This is a genomic window from Lysinibacillus sp. KU-BSD001 (genome assembly GCF_042920265.1).
GTDB lineage: Bacteria > Bacillota > Bacilli > Bacillales_A > Planococcaceae > Lysinibacillus_B.
The window spans coordinates 337,922-356,528 of sequence record NZ_JBDQZI010000002.1; the positions used below are offsets into that span (position 1 = coordinate 337,922).

The window sequence follows — 18,607 nt, forward strand, 5'->3', positions numbered from 1 at the left end:
TTATAAATCCATAATCTCTTGTGGAAGTGTTGCACCTACTTTTACTAGCTCATCTCTCCAAAGTAACGCCATTTCTTTTCCTGCATGACCTTGTGCTTCTAGATTACTAATCCACTGTGTCCAAGAATTCACAATGGCTTCCTCAATTAATGATTTTACTTCTGGATTTACATCATCAAATTCGATAATTTTCCCGCCTTTTGCAATATTAGAGTCAATATTTTGTTGTGTTTCGCTCTTCGTTAATGTGGCACCACCAGCTGCTGCTTCCAGTGCACGCTTTTGGAAAATTTCTTGTACTTCTGGCGTTAGCTTATTCCACGTAGATTCCGTCATCGCTGTATGTCCTACAAAATGCCCGAAGTTCGCCCCTGTAATTGTATATTTAATGACTTCGTCTAAGCCAAATGCAATCCAGTCCGGTGCATTGTAAAGTATACCGTCTAATGCATTACGACTTAGTGCATCATAAGCATCTGAAATTGGGAGTGATTGCCCCGTAATCCCTAATTCCTTCGATAAAATTTCATGTACACGTGATGCCGTACGAATGCGAATTGATTGCGTGAAATCGCTTACACTTTCAAAGTTAGTTTTCGTCGTAGAGAATACATATGGCTCTGTCGGTGGGTTAGCAAATGCGACTAATCCTTTATCGCCAAACTCTAGCTCATAATACGTTTTGCCGTCTTTAATTGCGCGGTCACTGCTCATAACATTCGCAAATGCCTTCTGCGCAATTTCTGCATCCGAAGAAAGGAGCGGCAACATCACTGCTTCTGTATACGGAAAGCGTGCTGGGTCATATGGCGGCATAAGTGTTAAGGCAATATCGATTTGACCTGATAATAATGCATCATACTCGTTACCAAGCTCTACTAATTCACCTGCATTAAATACATCAAATGTAATTTGATCGTTTGTATCTGCTGCTACCGCATCCGTTAATGGCTTAAACATACCGCGATACCAAAAGTGCTTATCTGGTACCCCTGAGGATGCACGGAATTTTAATTTTTCCTGCGTTGTTGCAGCGGCATCATTATCGCCAGATACAGGTTCCATATTTTCTGTAGATTCATTTGTTGTACCTCCACATGCGACTAATACAAGGACTAAAAGCAATAAACCAAACAACATGAAAGATTTTTTCATTGTATTCCCCCCGATATATTTTCTATTTCAGAATTTTCAGAATATATTTGACGAATAAATCCGTAATCTCATCGTACGCGAGACGCCCACGTGACCTTACCCACTGTTGTACCCAATTTAAACCACCTAATATAAATTGCCTTGAAATGATTGGCTCTTGTACCGTAAATTCACCACTCCCCACGCCTCTTTTAATAATTTCATCAAATAAGCCTGCATAATGTCTTCGCAACTGTAAAACGGGCTCCAAATACTCTGCCTTATATGCTTTCTGAGGCTCAATAATGAGGTTGAAGCTTTCCTTTTCATGAAGAGCATAGTGCATGTGGATTTGAATCATTTTGGTTAGCGTCTCTTCTGCTGATTTTATTCTTTCATCTTGTAAGCAATCCTCATGTTCTTTCACAGCCTTGCTTAATACGAAGTTATGACATTGAAAGATTAGGTCATCTTTATTTTTAAAATAATAGTAAAGAGACCCTTTTGTCATAAGTAATCCCGCTGCAATTTCCTCCATGGTCGTTCCTTCATAGCCCTTCTTATTGACAATGGCTAATGCAGATTTTAAAATCTCTTCCCTTTTTTTCTGAGCTCTTTTTTCACTTATTCGCATGACTACACCTCTAATCCAGCAATTTCTTCGCGATAATGCCTTTCATGACCTCGGTTGTGCCTGCGTAAATGGATGTCACGGGCATATCACGGTATCTCCTTGCAATCTCGTATTCTTCCATATAGCCATATCCTCCATGTAGCTGCAGGCACTCTGCTGCCACTCTCTTCGCCATTTCGCTAATCCACCATTTGGCCATGGACACTTCTTTCACAATTTCTTCTTTTTGTATATGTTTTTGCACTAGCTGATTGATATAACTACGCCCTAGCTCAATTTCCGTTGCCATTTCAGCAATTTTAAAGCGTGTATTTTGGAAGTCTGCAATGCGACTACCAAATGCTTGGCGTTCTTTGACATACTGGATCGTTAGCTTCAGTATTTCTTCTGCTTCTACCATCACCTGTAACGCAACAAGCAGCCGCTCTTGCTGGAGCTTGTCCATTAAGTAATAAAAGCCTTTGCCCTCTTGTCCTATGAGATTGCTGACTGGTACTTTGGCATCCTCAAAGATTAGCTCCGCTGTATCACCGCTATGCATCCCGATTTTTTCGAGTTGCTTTCCTCGTTTAAATCCCGGTGTATCCGATTCTACAACAAGTAAGCTAATGCCCCTATACGCCGGCTTCGCATCTGGGTCTGTCTTACAAACAACGACGATAAAATCCGCTTTCCCCCCATTTGTAATGAAGGTTTTCGAGCCATTTAAAATGTAGTAATCGCCCTGTTGTTTGGCGACCGTTTTTACACCTGCCAAGTCTGACCCCGCACCCGGCTCTGTCATCGCAATCGCGCTAATCAATTGCCCCGCTACGCTTTTTGGTAACCACTTCTTTTTTTGTTCCGCTGTGCCATAATCCGCGATGTAAGGACAGACGATATCCGCATGTAGCGAAATGCCACTCGATACGCCAACGCCAACTTTCTCTAGCTCCTCTGTTAAAATAGCGGAATAACTGAAATCTACCCCTAAACCGCCATACTGTTCCTCTACCCACGGCATTAAAAAACCATGTTCTCCGAGCTTCTCCCAAAAAGCACGTGGAATATCTCGCTGTTCCTCCCACTCTTTAAAATAAGGAAACGCCTCTTTCTCTAGCATTTTTCGAAGCGCCTTTCGAAACTCTCGTTGCTCTGTATTCATATCAAATAACTCCATCTGTCACTCTCCCTTTTAACAGTACATTTCCCGTAGAAAACTATGATGACAATCATAATTTGAACTATGGTTAAAATTTGAACTGCATTTAATTTTTAATATATATGTAAGAATGCATGCTCACATGTTACATCAACGAAAAAAACTTTACGCAACATTCGACAAAGTGATTGACATATACGCCTCGTAAAATAGTCTGTAGAATTAATATAGCTCGCTCTAAAATAGAGCGAGCTATGTGGTACCGCCTTTGTACCGTCGTAGTACCACCTTTGTACCACCTTCGTACCAGGTACTACGCTGGTACCCCCATCTCACAACCCCATATTCTTCGCAATAATTTGTTTCATGATTTCATTCGTGCCGGCATAAATGGAACCGACTGCGACATCGCGGTATCTTCTCGCAATCTCGTATTCTTCCATATAGCCGTAGCCACCATGAAGCTGCATGCATTCCACTGCCACATTTTGTGCTAAATCGGTCATCCACCACTTCGCCATCGATACTTCCGTCACGATATCCTTCCCCGTCATATGATCCTGAATAAGCCGATCGACAAATGTTTCCCCGATCGTAATATTCGTCGCCATTTCTGCGAGTTTGAACTGTGTGTTTTGGAATTTGCTAATTGGTTTCCCAAAAGCGGTACGTTGCTTCACATAGTCCACCGTCATATCGAGCATGCGCTTCATTTCTGCTCCCGTTCCAATCGCTAAAATTAAGCGCTCTTGCTGTAGTTTTTGCATTAAATAGTAAAAGCCCATGCCCTCTTGCCCAATCAAGTTTTCCTTTGGCACCACCACATTATCAAAAATCAGCTCCGATGTATCGTTTGCATGTTGTCCTACTTTCTGCAGCTTATGCCCTTTTGTAAATCCTGGCGTTCCTGCCTCCACGGCGATTAAGCTAATCCCTTTATGAATCGGCTGTGCCTGTGGATCAGTAATACAAACGACTAACACTAAATCCGCTGAATAGCCATTTGTAATAAACGTCTTTTCTCCATTGATGAGATAATGGTCGCCGTCTTTCACCGCCGTCGTCTTCACACCTGCTAAATCTGACCCGGCGCCTGGCTCTGTCATCGCAATCGCTGAAATAATCTCGCCACTGACGGCTTTCGGGAGCCATCTTTCCTTTTGCTCCTCAGACCCAAAATCTTGAATATACGGCATCACAATATCATTATGCAGCCCCACACCGCCTAGCCCTGCGCCAATTGTAGACAGCTCCTCATTAATAATAACGGAATAAGCAAAATCCGCCTCCGCGCCACCATACTTCTCCGCTGCCCACGGACAAAGAAATCCGTGCTTTCCTGCCTCTAACCAAAAGGACCGTGGCACTTGCTTGTCCTGCTCCCACTGTTCAAAATATGGTGCCGCATGCTGGGCCAGAAACTGACGAAAAGCCTTGCGGAAAATATGATGCTCTTCCAATAAATACGGTTTACTCATCTACACTCCCCCTTACCTTGCTTGATAATACCAAACACCCTTTTCGCAGCTCTTTTGGCATTGTTTTTGATGATACAAATATTCTAAATGGGCAATTGTTTCACCAATTGCAAAGCGGTACTCATGAGCTGTCAGCACTTGACTAAATAGCTGTGCATTTGCTTCAAAAATAGAGACCGGGTGTTGAATGACTTCATATGTTTGCGCTAAACGCTCCTTGTGATGCGCGATTAATTGCTCAATTCGTTCATTCCCACGGCGAAATGGTTGTCCATGCGAAGGAATGATTCGGTCCACATCGAGTGCGCGTATTTTCTCCAGTGAGGCAAAATACGACCCTAAAGGATTTTCTTCCCCCTCAAACCAGTACGAAATGTTCGGTGAAATATGCGGCAAAATATGATCCGTCGAAAAAAGAATGCTTTGTTCTTCATTAAATAACGTGATTAACCCGTCTGAATGACCGGGTGTGATGAGCACTTCATATTCATACTTGCCAAACGGAATGACTTGTCCCTCTTCCAAGTATTGATTCACCACAGGATACGGTTGAACGAAGCTTTCGCCCTCCACTGTGAACGTGTCAGAGAACGTGGCATCATGAAAACCAAACGTATAAGACGTCTGTTTCATCCTTTCCGTGAACGCCGGTTGCCAAAAGGACAAGCCTTGCTGTGCTTCGATTTCGGTCATCCAAACAGACGCATTTGTCAACTGTTGCAGCGTGCCCGCATAGCCAAAATGGTCTGGATGATGGTGGGTAATCAACATATCGCCTATTTCACGTGCTTCAATAATCGGTGCCCACAGCTTTGCGGTCTGTTCCGTATTTAATCCCGCATCGATGATAGTCCAACCATTTGCTCCTTCTGCGATAAAACCATTCACATGATTTAAACGATATGGTAATGGTATTGTTACTTGCTGCACCCCTAGCTCTTGCAACATATACAATCCCCCTTTCACAATGATTATCTATTTTCCCTACTAGACTTTATATGTTTCAAATACCGGATGGATGATTCCTACATCACCACTTCCCATCATGAGCACAAAAAAGGGACAGAAAAAAAGCGCCTGAACAAATTCATGTTCAAACGCTTTCGTATTACTCGACAACAATCCGATCCATCCACGTAGCAGCACGACCTAACATTTCCGCACGTAGCTCTATTAGATTTTCATATTGATAGAAGAATCGAATTTTTTCTTCCACCAATGTGTCACCAGCTGGATAGGCCGTTAACACAAAATGCGCAAATGTCTCTGCGAAATCCTCGACAATCGTTGTCTCCGCGTATTCCGTTACATAATGATCCTCTGTGTACGCTGCCTTACCATCTGCATAAAACTGATGATAGAAATCCGCAATATACGCATCATCAAAATAACAATACTCTTCAATTAAAGAGGTTTCACAAGCCTCTGAATAATAATCGACTTCCGTCTCACGCAATGACAGCAAATGCGCAAATTCGTGAATATACGTCACCATGGATTCAGATGCGTATTCTTGATGCTCATTGTTAATACCGAGCGTCCATTGAGAAGCCGCTGTTTCGTCATGTATATATACATGCGCTAAACGGTCACCACTTTGAAATACTTCAAAGCGGTCCATCTCTGGTCTCGCATGCTCCGGAATAATCCAAGCATAGCTATACCAAAGCCCTGCATGATACTCCATTGTCTCATCATCGATATTGGCATCTGCATACAGTTCCTCTGTTTCGAGATCTACCTCATACACCGCAATCGTATCTAACCCGTCAAATGGCTCTGGCACGGACTCCTCATACACGAGCGAACCGTACTCCTCCTCCAGCACCGACACAAGCTCGTCGCCCCACTCAACACAGCCTTCTGGGTCATCACATGCCACCACAAGCGAACATACATCGTCCTCCTCGATATACACCTCGCCCTCTTTACAGCCATCTCCAACCAGGTCGACCATTTCAAGCTCCTCATCTACATAGTTAGCAGCATCCTCTGTTTGCGTACTCGCTGTTTCAACCTGTACCTTGCTCGTTTCCTCTTCCTCTAACCATTCATCGCCACATGCCCCGAGCATTAGCGCGAACACGAGTAACCAGATCCCTCTCGCAATCTTCAAAAAACGCACACCTTTCTACCATATAATAGCTAGACAATACCAGATGAAGGTTAAAAATAGGTAAAATCAGGAGAGGAAATGATTAGTTTTACAAAAATAAAGCGTCAATCCTTCTTGGATCAACGCCATCATTCGTTTTAAAACATTGAGTTAGCAATTAGCAGCAAATCCTCTACGGTAATCGTTTGTTTTACTGTAGCATGTACGCTGACTGAATACGTAAAATCATGATGTTGAAACACCAACTGAGGAATAGCAGCATTCGAGTGATACAATACTTGGCGACCATTTTCCAACGTATACAATTGATTACCCTCGCCTTCGAGTGCCTCCTCAGCATTCGGTACGATCTTCACCTGGAACGATTGATTAGTATCCGCATTTTGATAGGTTAGCACTAGCATATCTTTTTCTATATTTCCTTCAACATGCGTAATCGTAAAAGGAAATTCAGATGCTTTTAGTATCTTCGTTTTATGCTTCGCTTCATATTCTTTTATGATTGCTCCCTCATTCATAAACGGATTCGCTCCATCATAAACAACTCGAATGTCGGTTATTTTTTCTTGATTCGTTGTCACTTCCCAAATAAAAGCGATTCTTTCAGCGATATTTTCGCCATCGTCAAAATATGCAATGACAACTCTCATCTGTTCTGTAGGCGAAGGCAAACCTGAAAAACGCTTGATCGATGTAACCTCCCTAATCTCAGGGATTTTAGTGTCAGCAGCTACATAAGACATAGCCCGCTTTTCATCCTTTTTCACTAACGCCATCATAAAATCACTCACTACATCATCACTATTAGGTTTTGCCATGACAGATTGAATCGGTAAAAGTAGCAACGTGAAAACAGTTAACAGAATCGATAGTTTTTTCATTTTCATCACCATGGTTATTTTTCCACGGGTGATAGGTTTTATCCCTTTACTTCATCTCAAATAAAAATCTCAAGCATAAATCCTTCTCTCCTGTACACATTAGTTGCGAGGAGGTGAACAGACATGGCGAAAAAAGAAAAAACAAGCTTCAAAAAGAAAAAGCAAGACGTTCATCCTAAAAAGAAGCAGCGCGAGGAATATTCAGCGGAGTTTAACCAAGTGATTCACAATAATGTGCAACAGCCACACTACGAAAAACAACAACAACATAATAACGAATAACAATCGTACGTCCCCGGTACCACCTTTGTACCAGGGACGTACCATCTTTGTACCAGGGACGTACCACCTTCCCCACTACTCCATACATCCCTGCAATTTCAAAACGACCGCTTTATACTGCACAACAAAACCGTTTATAGGCACAATGGCAAAATAGGAAAAATGCTCTTCATTCCCTAATAAACAGTCGTCATAAAGCACACTAATATGCAATGGCTTTTGTGGCAATTTCCCTGCTTGTGCTAAAGAATTTACTAAATCTCTATATACCTGTTCTACTCTGTCATCAATCGATCGTTCTACTGAAAAACCGCCGGCTAAACTGTCCCACCACACGGTAAAAGTTTTATAAATCGTATGGAAATCTTTGAAGCCAACAGCATCGGACGCGAACAACCTTCCGAAAAACGACTCTTTTTCCTTATAAAACATATCTAAATCACTATGACCATACTCCGCGATTCTTCGTGAGGCTTCCTTCCACAATACTTGATAGGCCACTTCAAAGTCTTCATGAAAAGCTACTGTGATCGGCATATACGGAAATTTCAATTGGTCTTCCTGCTGCCCTTGGTTCATGTACATATTTTGTAGCTGACACTCCCACCCATGAATGAGTGGGGTTCTAAAGTACAAAAGATTTCTTCTTTACTCTCCCATCAACCGATGAAACTGGTTGGGTACAACATAAAGACACGTTCTTATTTCCTTTAGACTTCAACGAACAAGACGACCTTTGCCATCATTAGCGTTCGCACCGGCTCATGCCTAAACCGTTTTTATCGTTTACCTTATCCCCATACTTTTCAGCGTATGGGATTCTTTTTTAGTTTACTAATTAATGCATCGTGATTTTTAAGGAATAAATCGAATGTTTTAAAGCATAAATCTCTATCTATTTTATCTAAATCTTTATCATTAACCATGTTCATCAAAAGGAAAGCTGAATACAAATCTCGTTGGACTTTGATGCCATCGAAGTCATTCCAACGCTTGCTCAATGATTTTTTTGTATACGTATCATCAAAATGATTATATTGACTCGCTTTTACTTTAGTTGTATTCACTTTGTTTAATTTCAAACCATTATACTTTAACTTACGTTCTAGGCAACTTAAAAGCATAGAAGGAGCACGATTCGATAAGGTTCTTCCAAACCTTTTCTTCTTCTTAAATCGACCTTTTTTATTTTTCTCTGTTTTTTTACTTCGTTTTTGAAGTCCTTTAAAGGGCATTGTTTCTACGAAAATTGTATCGCCCATAGATAACAGTTGATTAGACAATGTTTCATGGTCTTGTTTTCTTACCATTCGGTTCTTACGATGCAACTCTCGATATTGATTTCGTAGTTCAACATAACGATTCGAATATACCCATCTTTCTCGATGACTACGATTGATTGTTCCATCATCATTATATTTTAAAGGGTTTGTCGCTCTTTTACTTCTATCCATTTTGCGTTGAATTCGTTGAATGGCTTTTTCACAATGAACCACATTAGGAGCCAAAATCTTTAGCATTACTTGTTTCTCGGAGCTTGCTGCGACAGTCGAAGTACCTATATCGATTCCTACTCTGCCAATGCCTACCTGTTGCTTTAATCCCTCTGAGTTATACGATTGCGGCGGAATGCCTTCTAATATAAGTTGAGCATAATATACATATTTTCCTTTTAGAAACACTCGTTTAATACGAACGTACTTCACTTTATCTTGAAGTGCTAAATGAGCATATGCATCTTGTTTTCGAACAATAACAGGAATAGAAAGACCTTTCCAAGTCAACAGATCGTTTACGAAGCGGATACCCGTTTTATTTGATTTACCTTCAACGGATTCCATCTCTCCGTAGCGTTTAAAATATACTTTCTTCGCTTCACCAAACATCATTTTTTTAAAAGCTTGAAAAGCCCTTGTTCCCATTTTTTGACCAGCTTGTGAATCTATATTTTGTTTGAATCGTTGACTCATAGGTGTTAAAAAAGCGTGAATAGAATACTCTGTCAACCCAAACTGTACATTCAACTTCGAAAAAATAGCATTTCTCTCTTTTCCTTTTTTCATCTTTTTGGCTTTTTGATAGGATTTTGATTGTTGCATAGTGCGATAACGTTTGTATAATTCATTCACGCAGGCATTGTATATCTTGCGAGAAATTTCAAAACGTTTATCTAGAATATCATCTTGGAAAGATTCTGTTTTTAAGCGCAACGTTAATACATAGCTTGGCGTTGACATCGCATTCACCCCCTCGTTTTTTGATTTTCTACATAACGTCTAATAGTTTCGCTTGATACGTTTCCAGCAGTTGAAACAAAATAAGAACGCGTCCATAGACTTGGCAAATGTTGAAGATGAGGGAATTCCTCTCTCAACTTTTTAGAAGTCACTCCTTTTATTTTTGCCATTATGTCTGTTGGACTAAATGTTGGTAGTGTATTTAAAAACAAATGCACATGGTCTTTATCGCATTCCATTGCAATGACTTCGATTTCTAATTCTTCGCAAATCTCTTGAACCAATGTTTTGAAGCGTTCTTCAACTTTACTGTTGAGAAAAATTTTTCTCCTATATCTCGGACAAAACACAAAATGATAATTAATTAATGACACAGTTGTTTTAGTTCTTCTATATTCATTTAACATATATTGATTGTATCAGTTCAATTATTAAACTGCAACTTAAATACATTAAAAATTCAGATAATTAGAGCACCGGTTTTGGCGCTCCTTATCTGACCTCACTTTCATCCCAAGCCTAAAGGCAAAGGCTTTCCTGTTCGGAAAATAGGTAAATCAAAAATTTTAATGTGTAAGATATGTCGATTTGCATCAGTAATGTATTTTTCAAGGTATTGGCTCCTTTTTCGTTAATTTTTCAGATGATACTATACACACCACTCCATTTTAAGAGAAAAAATACATATTTTTATGCGAAATCATGTGCTCTACGAATAGCTACTATGTTAAATAACAGAGATATTTACTAAAAAAGAAGTGAGCAAAAAAACACCTTTTCAGATAAAAAACGAACAAAATGAAGTCTCTTTTCAAAAAAGATAGCACCATCAACTGCAGCCTATTATTTTCACAAATAATACTTTCTTGTTTATCACAATAAAAATCAATTCCTACTTGCAATTTTTCAACAGAAAAAATAATACGCCCACTTCAAAAAACTCCAAAATTTCAATTGATCGATTTTGATATACGACTTAAATATAAATAAGCGCCATTTATGCACAAAGTCCTATTTTGGCATTTATTTATGAATAAGTTGTATCTCGATTTCGCTATATGGCGGAATTATAGAAAAAAATTATTCGCATTCAGCAATTGCAGGGGAAAAATGCTTCCTCTCTGCAAAATCATAAGCGTAGGTGAGTTCATGTATTCACCCTCTCTGTCGTAACGCTTTTTTAATGACCTCAATCTCTCTTTTATTAACATCTGCTACATATTCCTCTACAAAATAACCACATCCATTCATCACCATTTCTTGATCCTTATGTCCTCCGTCTACATTCAGGATGACCAGCTCTACTTCTTCCTCCGCGATTACTTGTACGACTAAACCATGTGCAATTTTGATGACAATTTACTTCATCATCGTCACTCCTTGCTGAACACAATAAAGAAACCTTGCACTAATTAGCACTATTTTACTTTGCGCTGCATGCCGTTACACAGTTGGGTATACTATTTTTATATAGGAAGGATGATTTACATGAAAAAAACCGTACACGTTGTAGGGGCGATTATTGAAAATGAAAAACAGGAAATTTTTTGTGCTTTAAGAAGTCCCGCAATGTCTTTACCGAACTATTAGGAATTCCCTGGTGGAAAAATTGAGGCCAATGAAACACCGGAGCAGGCACTTATTCGTGAAATTCAAGAAGAATTGAACTGCGAAATTGCCGTTGGTAAAAAAGTAGAAGATACAACATACGAATATGAAAAAGTGATTGTACGCCTTGAAACCTATATGTCGACAATTTTAACGGGCACCCATACTGCTTTAGAGCATGCTGAGACAAGATGGGTCCCTCGTCATCAATTACGTTCACTTAATTTCGCCCCTGCAGATATTCCGGCGGTGGAGAAATTAATACGTGAAAAGGAAAAAAGCATCCCTACTCTACAGTAGAAATGCCTAACACCATCGTTACTTGCTCAAAAATTTCATATATCGGGCGACCGGTAATCGCTATTTCAATTCCCTCATAAATAAGCTTCTCTCCCTGTAGAATAAAAACTTTGTCTCCTACAATAAATCGTTCCACCTTGCTCATGCTCGTAATATGTCGCTGGCCTAACTGCACCTGTACATCTTTTGATAGCCGGCGGAACATCTTGAATAATTCAAGTTCTCTCTCTTGAACAAACAGCTCTGAAAAGGCATCAGCCAAGTCAAAGCTTTTCATATTGACAGCAAACGGCGCCACCCATTCATAAGAATCTTTTAATAACAGCGTATGCGGCTCTATATAGTCCAAATAAAACGTTACTTTAGATGCATCACTTTGTACAAATTGAGCATTCGCAATTGTATGCACACCTTGATTGTTTCCGATAGCCATCTGTTTAATAGCCCGATATCCTTCTGGTAAAGATGCATTGGCTATGTCAATCCATGTAGAAACCGTATCTTCTACTAGCACCTCTTGATTCACTACATGGCTTTCATGCACGACAAGTACAGTCCCTTCCTGCTCCTGCAAGTAGCTGATCGTCCCTCTTGGTAAAATGCCTTCACGCTGTAATTCATCCGCGCTTTTATTCAGTAAATTATCGATCACTTCTTCTACAAGTCCCGTGTGGTGCGGTAAAAACGGAAGCCCACCAATATTGACTTTTTCGATACTTTTATACAGTGGATGCGCACGATACGCCCCTTCATCATTCCATGGAAACAGCACATATGCCCCAAAAGCCGTGCGCTCATATGTACCGCCCTGCTCTACAACAATCGAATCCCGGTAACGATGCATCGTATTAATATCCTCTTCCATTGGTCCAGGTTGTCCCTCTACATTAATGCGGTACTTAGCATCAAAAATATATTGGAATAAATAATCTTTCCCCTTCTTTGCAATACTGAGCATCGAATCAGGTTTTTGCTGAACAGTCGGTAAGTTCTTCTCTGGCTTATATTGATAACGCAGTGTCACCACTTCTTCTGTTAATGGGTGCTTAAATGTGCGAGTAGCCGTTTGATTTTGTTTTAAGTTTACATATAAGCCGTTTCGGTTCACACGTACAATATCCTGTTCTAGTCCAATACATTTATCCGATAAGATTTGCCCCAGCTTCAGGAACGTCCAGTATTCATAAAGTGTCGCAATATCTTTTACCGACATTTTATAAATATCCCCGTGCAGCACAAGGCTTTGCGAAAGAATGGCATAGATTTGAAATACTTCTCGGTAACCCGTTCCCATCTGCATTACTAAACTATACACCGAACGGTCGAGCTGCCCGACCTGTTTCCATAATGGCTTTCTTAAATGAATACCTAGCTGTTGCTCCATGTGCTCTAACAGTTGTAACAACGCCGAGTCTGGACTTACATTCCGACTTTTATAAGACTTCAACACTTTTTCTTTTACGTGTCCAATCCGCGCTCGAATACGATGCATCGTCCATTTTACATAGCGATTTTCGTGGGTATCATATGTCTGTTGCTTCTTCTGAAGTAAGCCCTTTTCTGGCATCACCGTTCGATTCGCTAACGGCAATCCACTTGCAACATCTACAAAGCGATGGGCATTTTTACGTAAATACGCCCGCCCCTTACTATCCTGCTTGCGCAAACGATCACCGCGCACCTCCTCATACGTTGTGACGATCTGATGATGTGGAAACCGTTCAACATTACGGATAGCTTGTATGTACTCCTCAAAATGCTCGCTCAAAATACGATAAAACTCGGTCAACGACGGTTCTTTATATTGCTTTCGACTTGCTCGTAAATGGGTACGACGAATAAAACTAAACGCCAAATTATAAATTTCTGCATTCACTTCATCAAGTAATGCCGTATAATCCTTTTGATAATCCAGCTTCGTCGGAAATACTTCGATGGTAAATGAAAAAAGCGGTTGCCCATTTTTTAAAATGTTCATTGTCGATAAGCCGACTTCATTTCGAAAATGCAGATTCCCCGTTAGAATATTAGACCGCGAAAGCTTTGTGACGGCATTTCGAAACGGCTCATACTCATGATCAAAGCTAAATGCATCCTCAGTTTTCGGTAAAATGATAATTTCATAATTGCCATTCTCGAAAAAAATCGGTGCCATTTGATTCGGTTCAAAAGGGGTTAACTGTTCTTTTTCCGTATGATACAGTTGCACATCGGCATTGACATCTGTCGAAAAGGTCATCGGAATAAACCCTGTTGCGGAACGATGCTTTCTTGTATCAATCTTTCCTTTCAATACAACGGTTACCTCTGTCGCTTCAATGACTAATAACTCTATTTCTTTTGTCGACTGGAGCATCATACCGCCTCCTTATGAAACCCAAAATGACGTAAAGCCATCTTTATATAATCGGTTTAACATTTCCACTACTTTTTTCGCACTACGTGGATAAGGTGCATCTTCTGACACTACTTTATCTTTCTCATATGCTTTTCCTGTAAACTGCTTATATAAGTTCTTAAGCAAGTCATCCACAGTCGAATCAGCGCCGGAAATGCGCGGTAAAATCTTTTGCATCACACAACAATCAAATGCTTCCTCTTCAGACAGTAGCTGCATCTCATCGTTATACAGCATGTAAAAGCAAATTTCATCTCGTACACGATAACCGACTTGTGCATAAATCATTTGGAGTTGTTCATTCATTTTCTCTAGTTGCACAGAAACCTGTTGAACTAGCTCCTTATTTTCTGCATAAGCTTGCTTTAAATAAAGATATTTCGATTCAAACTGCTCGTTCCCTACACGAACGGCAGCTACCTCTTCCTCGTCTTGCTCAAACATCGCAAAATGATTGAGTTGGATATCATTGAATTCAATTGTATTGGCACGGTCCAGCACCTTTTTACTGAATGAATGTGTCGTCTCGTCCATGTTCACCGTCCCGATGATGTACAGATTATTCGGCAACGAAAATGCTCCGTCATTCGTTGTCACAAGTATAGAGGAAACGACTTCCCCATCCTCTCCTACTCGACGGCTCTCCATAATACTTAAAAACTCACTCAAATAATACTCCACTCGAGCTAAATTCATCTCATCCAGCAAAACAAAATACGGAAGCTGCGGATTAGCATGCGCCCGCTTCACCATCTCCGTCAACTGCCCCTCCACAAACTGATCCTGCAAATTTTTATACCCAAGCAAGTCCGAGCTATCACTCCAATCCGGACGCACCGAAATCAACTTAAACTGCCTATTCGCCTCCGTCGCCCCCACACTCTCCGCAAACAACTGCACAATCTTCGTCTTCCCCGTCCCCGAAATACCAGAAATAATAACAAACGGTTTACTGCGAAGGGAGAGGTACAGGTTGGCGATGTTTTCTTTGGAATAAAGGAAGCCGCGGGAGGTTAGGTAGGAGTGGGTATGTTCTAATACTTCCTTATCATCTAAGTTGGTAAATACTAAATTCATTCCTTCCTCGTTTACCTCATTATTAAACTCTTCTTGATTATTGAGCTGATAAGGAGTGATTTTTTTCGACATCTTTTCTATATCATTTTTTAACGTTTGTTTATCAGAATATCTCATTGTATATAAAAGATTTCGATTACCTTGGTTATAAACAAAGTATTGTGCATCGAGATTCTCTATATTAAATTTCCAATGTTCCCCACCAGTTTTACTACTTCGTAAATATGTCTCTTTCATAAGTTGTAATGCAAAATCATGTAAATCAGCGAATAAAAAATGTTGCTCATGTCGTAATATTAGTAATCCTTTTTTATTGCTCATTTTAAATCGATCTAAATTCAGTTTTCGTATATCAAACCAATTCGCACCGTTTTGAATAGATGGCGAAATTACAAATAAATCATCATTTTGGAATACAACTTCGGCACCTTTTCTATTCAGTTTCAATTCGTTATGTAAAACATCTACATTTACATTTCCCTTTTCTGAGCTGTAAGCCATAGCATCACCTTCATTTTCAATATAATAAGCTCCCTGTTGTTGCAATCATGACATCCTCTTCTTGAAATTTGCTTAAAATCAATTCATGATGCATATTGCCTGTTTCACATATATTACACTTTATCTAAACGTCCCCTTTTTTAATAGCTATTCCCCTTTTTCTGTCGCACTACTTCGTCATTTGAGCAAACTTTTTAAAATCTTATATGTGGTATAAGGTTGGCTACTCCATACCTTTAAACGGTCTATAACATTGCTTCTCTTTCTCTAATTTTTAAAATCACTACTACTCACATACCAACTAACCTGCGTCGCCACTTGAACATTCATTTTTGGTGTTAACAATTGGTATGGATTATGTACAATATCAATTTGAGCTTGGTCTTTTAAATTACTTAACAATACAACAAAATAGGACTCACCTAAAGTTTGTGCCACTTTCCACTCATGATCTGTGAATAAAATACCACCTTCTGATTCATATAGCCCCTTTACTTCAAAAACAAAATAGGGCTCTTCCTTCATGCGAAAATCATAACCTGTTCCATGTTCACGAGTATCTTCAAGTGGTGCTGAAAAACTTAAAATTTGACCTTCTCTGTATAATTCTAAAAATAATTCTTCAGCGGCTTTCCCTGTAATACCTCGTGTCGTATAGGGTACTAAAACCTCCTTCACTTCAAGAGCATCCTCTAAAATATATTCTGTGTACACGCTATTTACAGGCTCTTCTAGCTGAAGCGAATTCACAATGTCCTTTACCACTTCTCGCAATGCTGCTTCACTATATTCACCATATTGATTCATCACATCTTTACGGCTTCGAGACAGCGGTCTTTGATACCAGCCTACGCGTGGATTATCGAAATACGGATCAAATTGTTCTCTCATTTGCTTTATAGATGCTGGCTTTACGTCTAAAATGTCACCAATTCTTTTAAAGGCCTCGGTAAAATTTTTATATCCTAGCTTTTCTACAGCTTCTCGATCATATTTCGATAAATAAAACGCAATAATTAGTGCTAGTTTTTGGTTATGTTTCATACCTCTTGCCACCTTTTCAATTGCATTATTTCTGATAGTGTATTTTTAATGTGAGGAGATACCTATCATCATTTCCCTTTATAAGTCCTATTCCTTAAGTGTTATTTTATACCATAATATACAAATAAACATTATATCCGTAATTCTTACTTTAATCTAAACATCACTGCAATTCTCCTAATTTTAAAATTTCATTCAAATAGCTAAACATCCTTTCCTCATCACTTCCTATAGTCTTAACAAACACTTATACTCAATCCAATTAGCTTCATTTAATGGGAATAAGAAACCTGGCTTTTTCATCTCAATTTTATCAGGGGTTTCGAATGACAACTGGAAAGAGCTGAATATACAGTTCACATGATATACCTAGCACAACTTTTTCTTCTGTATGAGAAGCGGCAATAATCTACTTAATTAATATTACAAAACATGTTAATTTGGCCCTTTCGTTCGGCCGATTTGTACAACCTGGCCTGTTAGAATGGTGCTTACAGTTTACATGCAAAAGGTGAGGTTATGGCAATAGATAACAAGGTTCTAAACATTCGAGAAGTGTTGCAGGAGAAGATTGCGTCCGAATATGCACGTGTTTATCAAACGAAAATGGAGAAGGGGATCCCGTCTATTGACTGGCGAAACGATAAAATCAATGTCGTCAGTTTGTTTTCTGGGTGTGGTGGATTCGATCTTGGATTTGAATTAGCTGGACTTGTAGCGACTATAGGGGAAGAACAAGCGATGACCGCTTTTCGTTCACAAGAAGATTTTAATGCCATTCGTCATCAAAGTATTTTTCATACCATTTATACAGTTGATTGTTTCAAAGAGGCAAATCAATCCTATTCATTCAATTTCCCTGCTAATGCTCAGCAAACGATTGATATTAGGAAAGTACATCACTTCCCAAAAGCGGATTTAGTCATTGGCGGATTTCCGTGTACCGGCTATAGCGAAGGCGGATTGAGACTCATCGACGACGAGCGCAACTTCCTATACATTCACTTCATCCGCTGCATTACGCAAGCGAAGCCTGATGTATTCGTCGCAGAAAACGTGAAAGGACTGATGACGATTGGGAAAGGTGAAGTCATTAAACAAATTACCGAGGATTTTGCGGCCTGTGGGTATGATGTGCAGTATCAATTATTATCGTCAGAACAATACGGTGTACCGCAATTACGGGAGCGGGTGTTTATCGTCGGTGTGAAGAAAGGGCTTGGCTTTAAATATAACTATCCGCAGCCAACACATGGAGAAGGATTGTTGCCATTTGTGACATTGCGCGAAGCCATTGGGGATTTAGAGGCAAATCCCGGTCCGTATTTTACAGGCTCCTATTCCAGCATTTATATGTCCCGAAACCGCAAGAAACGTTGGGACGAGCAAAGCTTTACGATTCAAGCATCTGGTAGACAAGCCCCTCTTCATCCGAGTGGCTTACCAATGGAAAAGGTCGGTAAGGACGAGTGGAGCTTCCCAGATGGTGAGGAAGCACACCGCCGTTTATCGGTTCGGGAGATTGCCCGCATTCAAACATTTCCGGATTGGTTTACATTTAGCGATGGCGGCAATCAGAATGTAACGGAAAATAACCGCTTAGATAAGCAATACAAGCAAATCGGTAATGCCGTTCCTGTATTACTCGCTAAAGCAGTAGCTGACCCGATTGCAAAATGGGCTGTTGAACGTGTGAAAAGCCGTGTCATTTATGAAACACAGCAATTACAATTGTTTTAACACAAAATCCCACCGCCTCCTGTGCAGTGGGATTTC

At 40.0% G+C, this 18,607-nt stretch carries 15 protein-coding genes and 1 pseudogene; 3 read left to right on the forward strand and 13 right to left on the reverse strand.

Features of this window, described 5'->3' with window-relative positions:
- The 7 genes from AAGS61_RS04865 to AAGS61_RS04895 form a co-directional block, all read right to left on the reverse strand.
- On the reverse strand, positions 1-1,155 hold the full coding sequence (locus AAGS61_RS04865) for a TRAP transporter substrate-binding protein (protein WP_391368109.1): 1,155 nt from the start codon (positions 1,153-1,155) through the stop codon (positions 1-3).
- A gap of 22 nt (positions 1,156-1,177) precedes the next feature.
- Positions 1,178-1,768, reverse strand: a complete 591-nt coding sequence (locus AAGS61_RS04870; RefSeq protein WP_391368111.1) for a TetR/AcrR family transcriptional regulator — start codon at positions 1,766-1,768, stop codon at positions 1,178-1,180.
- A 10-nt stretch (positions 1,769-1,778) separates the two neighbouring features.
- Positions 1,779-2,927 (reverse strand): acyl-CoA dehydrogenase family protein, encoded by a 1,149-nt coding sequence (locus tag AAGS61_RS04875; RefSeq protein ID WP_391368113.1) that lies wholly within the window; start codon positions 2,925-2,927, stop codon positions 1,779-1,781.
- A gap of 314 nt (positions 2,928-3,241) precedes the next feature.
- Positions 3,242-4,387: an acyl-CoA dehydrogenase family protein gene (locus AAGS61_RS04880; RefSeq protein WP_391368116.1), complete on the reverse strand. Its 1,146-nt coding sequence runs from the start codon at positions 4,385-4,387 to the stop codon at positions 3,242-3,244.
- A gap of 12 nt (positions 4,388-4,399) precedes the next feature.
- Positions 4,400-5,335: an MBL fold metallo-hydrolase gene (locus tag AAGS61_RS04885; RefSeq protein WP_391368119.1), complete on the reverse strand. Its 936-nt coding sequence runs from the start codon at positions 5,333-5,335 to the stop codon at positions 4,400-4,402.
- A gap of 160 nt (positions 5,336-5,495) precedes the next feature.
- Entirely contained in the window at positions 5,496-6,503 is a 1,008-nt protein-coding gene (locus tag AAGS61_RS04890) for a hypothetical protein (RefSeq protein ID WP_391368122.1), read from the reverse strand.
- Positions 6,504-6,640: 137 nt separating this feature from the next.
- Entirely contained in the window at positions 6,641-7,384 is a 744-nt protein-coding gene (locus AAGS61_RS04895; protein WP_391368125.1) for a hypothetical protein, read from the reverse strand.
- A gap of 123 nt (positions 7,385-7,507) precedes the next feature.
- Between AAGS61_RS04895 and AAGS61_RS04900 the strand changes: the two genes are divergently transcribed.
- On the forward strand, positions 7,508-7,666 hold the full coding sequence (locus AAGS61_RS04900; RefSeq protein WP_391368128.1) for a hypothetical protein: 159 nt from the start codon (positions 7,508-7,510) through the stop codon (positions 7,664-7,666).
- A 75-nt stretch (positions 7,667-7,741) separates the two neighbouring features.
- On the opposite strand, the gene AAGS61_RS04905 is transcribed toward AAGS61_RS04900, so the two are convergent.
- The 3 genes from AAGS61_RS04905 to tnpA form a co-directional block, all read right to left on the reverse strand.
- Entirely contained in the window at positions 7,742-8,251 is a 510-nt protein-coding gene (locus AAGS61_RS04905) for a hypothetical protein (protein WP_391368131.1), read from the reverse strand.
- A 221-nt stretch (positions 8,252-8,472) separates the two neighbouring features.
- Positions 8,473-9,903, reverse strand: a complete 1,431-nt coding sequence (locus AAGS61_RS04910) for an RNA-guided endonuclease TnpB family protein (protein WP_391368134.1) — start codon at positions 9,901-9,903, stop codon at positions 8,473-8,475.
- Between the two features lie 5 nt (positions 9,904-9,908).
- Positions 9,909-10,310, reverse strand: coding sequence for an IS200/IS605 family transposase (gene tnpA, locus AAGS61_RS04915; protein ID WP_391368137.1), 402 nt, complete (start codon positions 10,308-10,310; stop codon positions 9,909-9,911).
- A 1,081-nt stretch (positions 10,311-11,391) separates the two neighbouring features.
- On the opposite strand from tnpA, the pseudogene AAGS61_RS04920 reads away from it, so the two are divergent.
- Positions 11,392-11,811, forward strand: a pseudogene (locus tag AAGS61_RS04920) ((deoxy)nucleoside triphosphate pyrophosphohydrolase).
- Here AAGS61_RS04920 and AAGS61_RS04925 read toward each other — a convergent pair.
- From AAGS61_RS04925 to AAGS61_RS04935, 3 genes are all read right to left on the reverse strand, one after another.
- Positions 11,798-14,167, reverse strand: a complete 2,370-nt coding sequence (locus AAGS61_RS04925) for a DUF2357 domain-containing protein (protein WP_391368140.1) — start codon at positions 14,165-14,167, stop codon at positions 11,798-11,800. The pseudogene AAGS61_RS04920 and the gene AAGS61_RS04925 sit on opposite strands and share 14 nt — an antisense overlap.
- Positions 14,168-14,179: 12 nt before the next feature.
- Entirely contained in the window at positions 14,180-15,832 is a 1,653-nt protein-coding gene (locus tag AAGS61_RS04930) for an McrB family protein (RefSeq protein ID WP_391368143.1), read from the reverse strand.
- Positions 15,833-16,054: 222 nt separating this feature from the next.
- A complete protein-coding gene (locus AAGS61_RS04935) occupies positions 16,055-16,831 on the reverse strand; it encodes a protein NO VEIN domain-containing protein (RefSeq protein WP_391368146.1) in 777 nt (258 codons plus the stop codon).
- Positions 16,832-17,350: 519 nt separating this feature from the next.
- Here AAGS61_RS04935 and AAGS61_RS04940 point away from each other — a divergent pair.
- A complete protein-coding gene (locus AAGS61_RS04940; protein ID WP_391368149.1) occupies positions 17,351-18,571 on the forward strand; it encodes a DNA cytosine methyltransferase in 1,221 nt (406 codons plus the stop codon).
- The last annotated feature ends 36 nt before the right edge of the window (positions 18,572-18,607 follow it).

Bases quoted from the DNA above. Each gene is read 5' to 3' on its own strand.
- AAGS61_RS04910 (WP_391368134.1), bottom strand. From the start codon at position 9,903: ATGTCAACGCCAAGCTATGTATTAACGTTGCGCTTAAAAACAGAATCT.
- AAGS61_RS04940 (WP_391368149.1), top strand. From the start codon at position 17,351: ATGGCAATAGATAACAAGGTTCTAAACATTCGAGAAGTGTTGCAGGAG.
- tnpA (WP_391368137.1), bottom strand. From the start codon at position 10,310: ATGTTAAATGAATATAGAAGAACTAAAACAACTGTGTCATTAATTAAT.
- AAGS61_RS04925 (WP_391368140.1), bottom strand. From the start codon at position 14,167: ATGCTCCAGTCGACAAAAGAAATAGAGTTATTAGTCATTGAAGCGACA.
- AAGS61_RS04895 (WP_391368125.1), bottom strand. From the start codon at position 7,384: ATGAAAAAACTATCGATTCTGTTAACTGTTTTCACGTTGCTACTTTTA.
- AAGS61_RS04935 (WP_391368146.1), bottom strand. From the start codon at position 16,831: ATGAAACATAACCAAAAACTAGCACTAATTATTGCGTTTTATTTATCG.
- AAGS61_RS04900 (WP_391368128.1), top strand. From the start codon at position 7,508: ATGGCGAAAAAAGAAAAAACAAGCTTCAAAAAGAAAAAGCAAGACGTT.
- AAGS61_RS04875 (WP_391368113.1), bottom strand. From the start codon at position 2,927: ATGGAGTTATTTGATATGAATACAGAGCAACGAGAGTTTCGAAAGGCG.
- AAGS61_RS04905 (WP_391368131.1), bottom strand. From the start codon at position 8,251: ATGTACATGAACCAAGGGCAGCAGGAAGACCAATTGAAATTTCCGTAT.
- AAGS61_RS04865 (WP_391368109.1), bottom strand. From the start codon at position 1,155: ATGAAAAAATCTTTCATGTTGTTTGGTTTATTGCTTTTAGTCCTTGTA.
- AAGS61_RS04870 (WP_391368111.1), bottom strand. From the start codon at position 1,768: ATGCGAATAAGTGAAAAAAGAGCTCAGAAAAAAAGGGAAGAGATTTTA.
- AAGS61_RS04880 (WP_391368116.1), bottom strand. From the start codon at position 4,387: ATGAGTAAACCGTATTTATTGGAAGAGCATCATATTTTCCGCAAGGCT.
- AAGS61_RS04885 (WP_391368119.1), bottom strand. From the start codon at position 5,335: ATGTTGCAAGAGCTAGGGGTGCAGCAAGTAACAATACCATTACCATAT.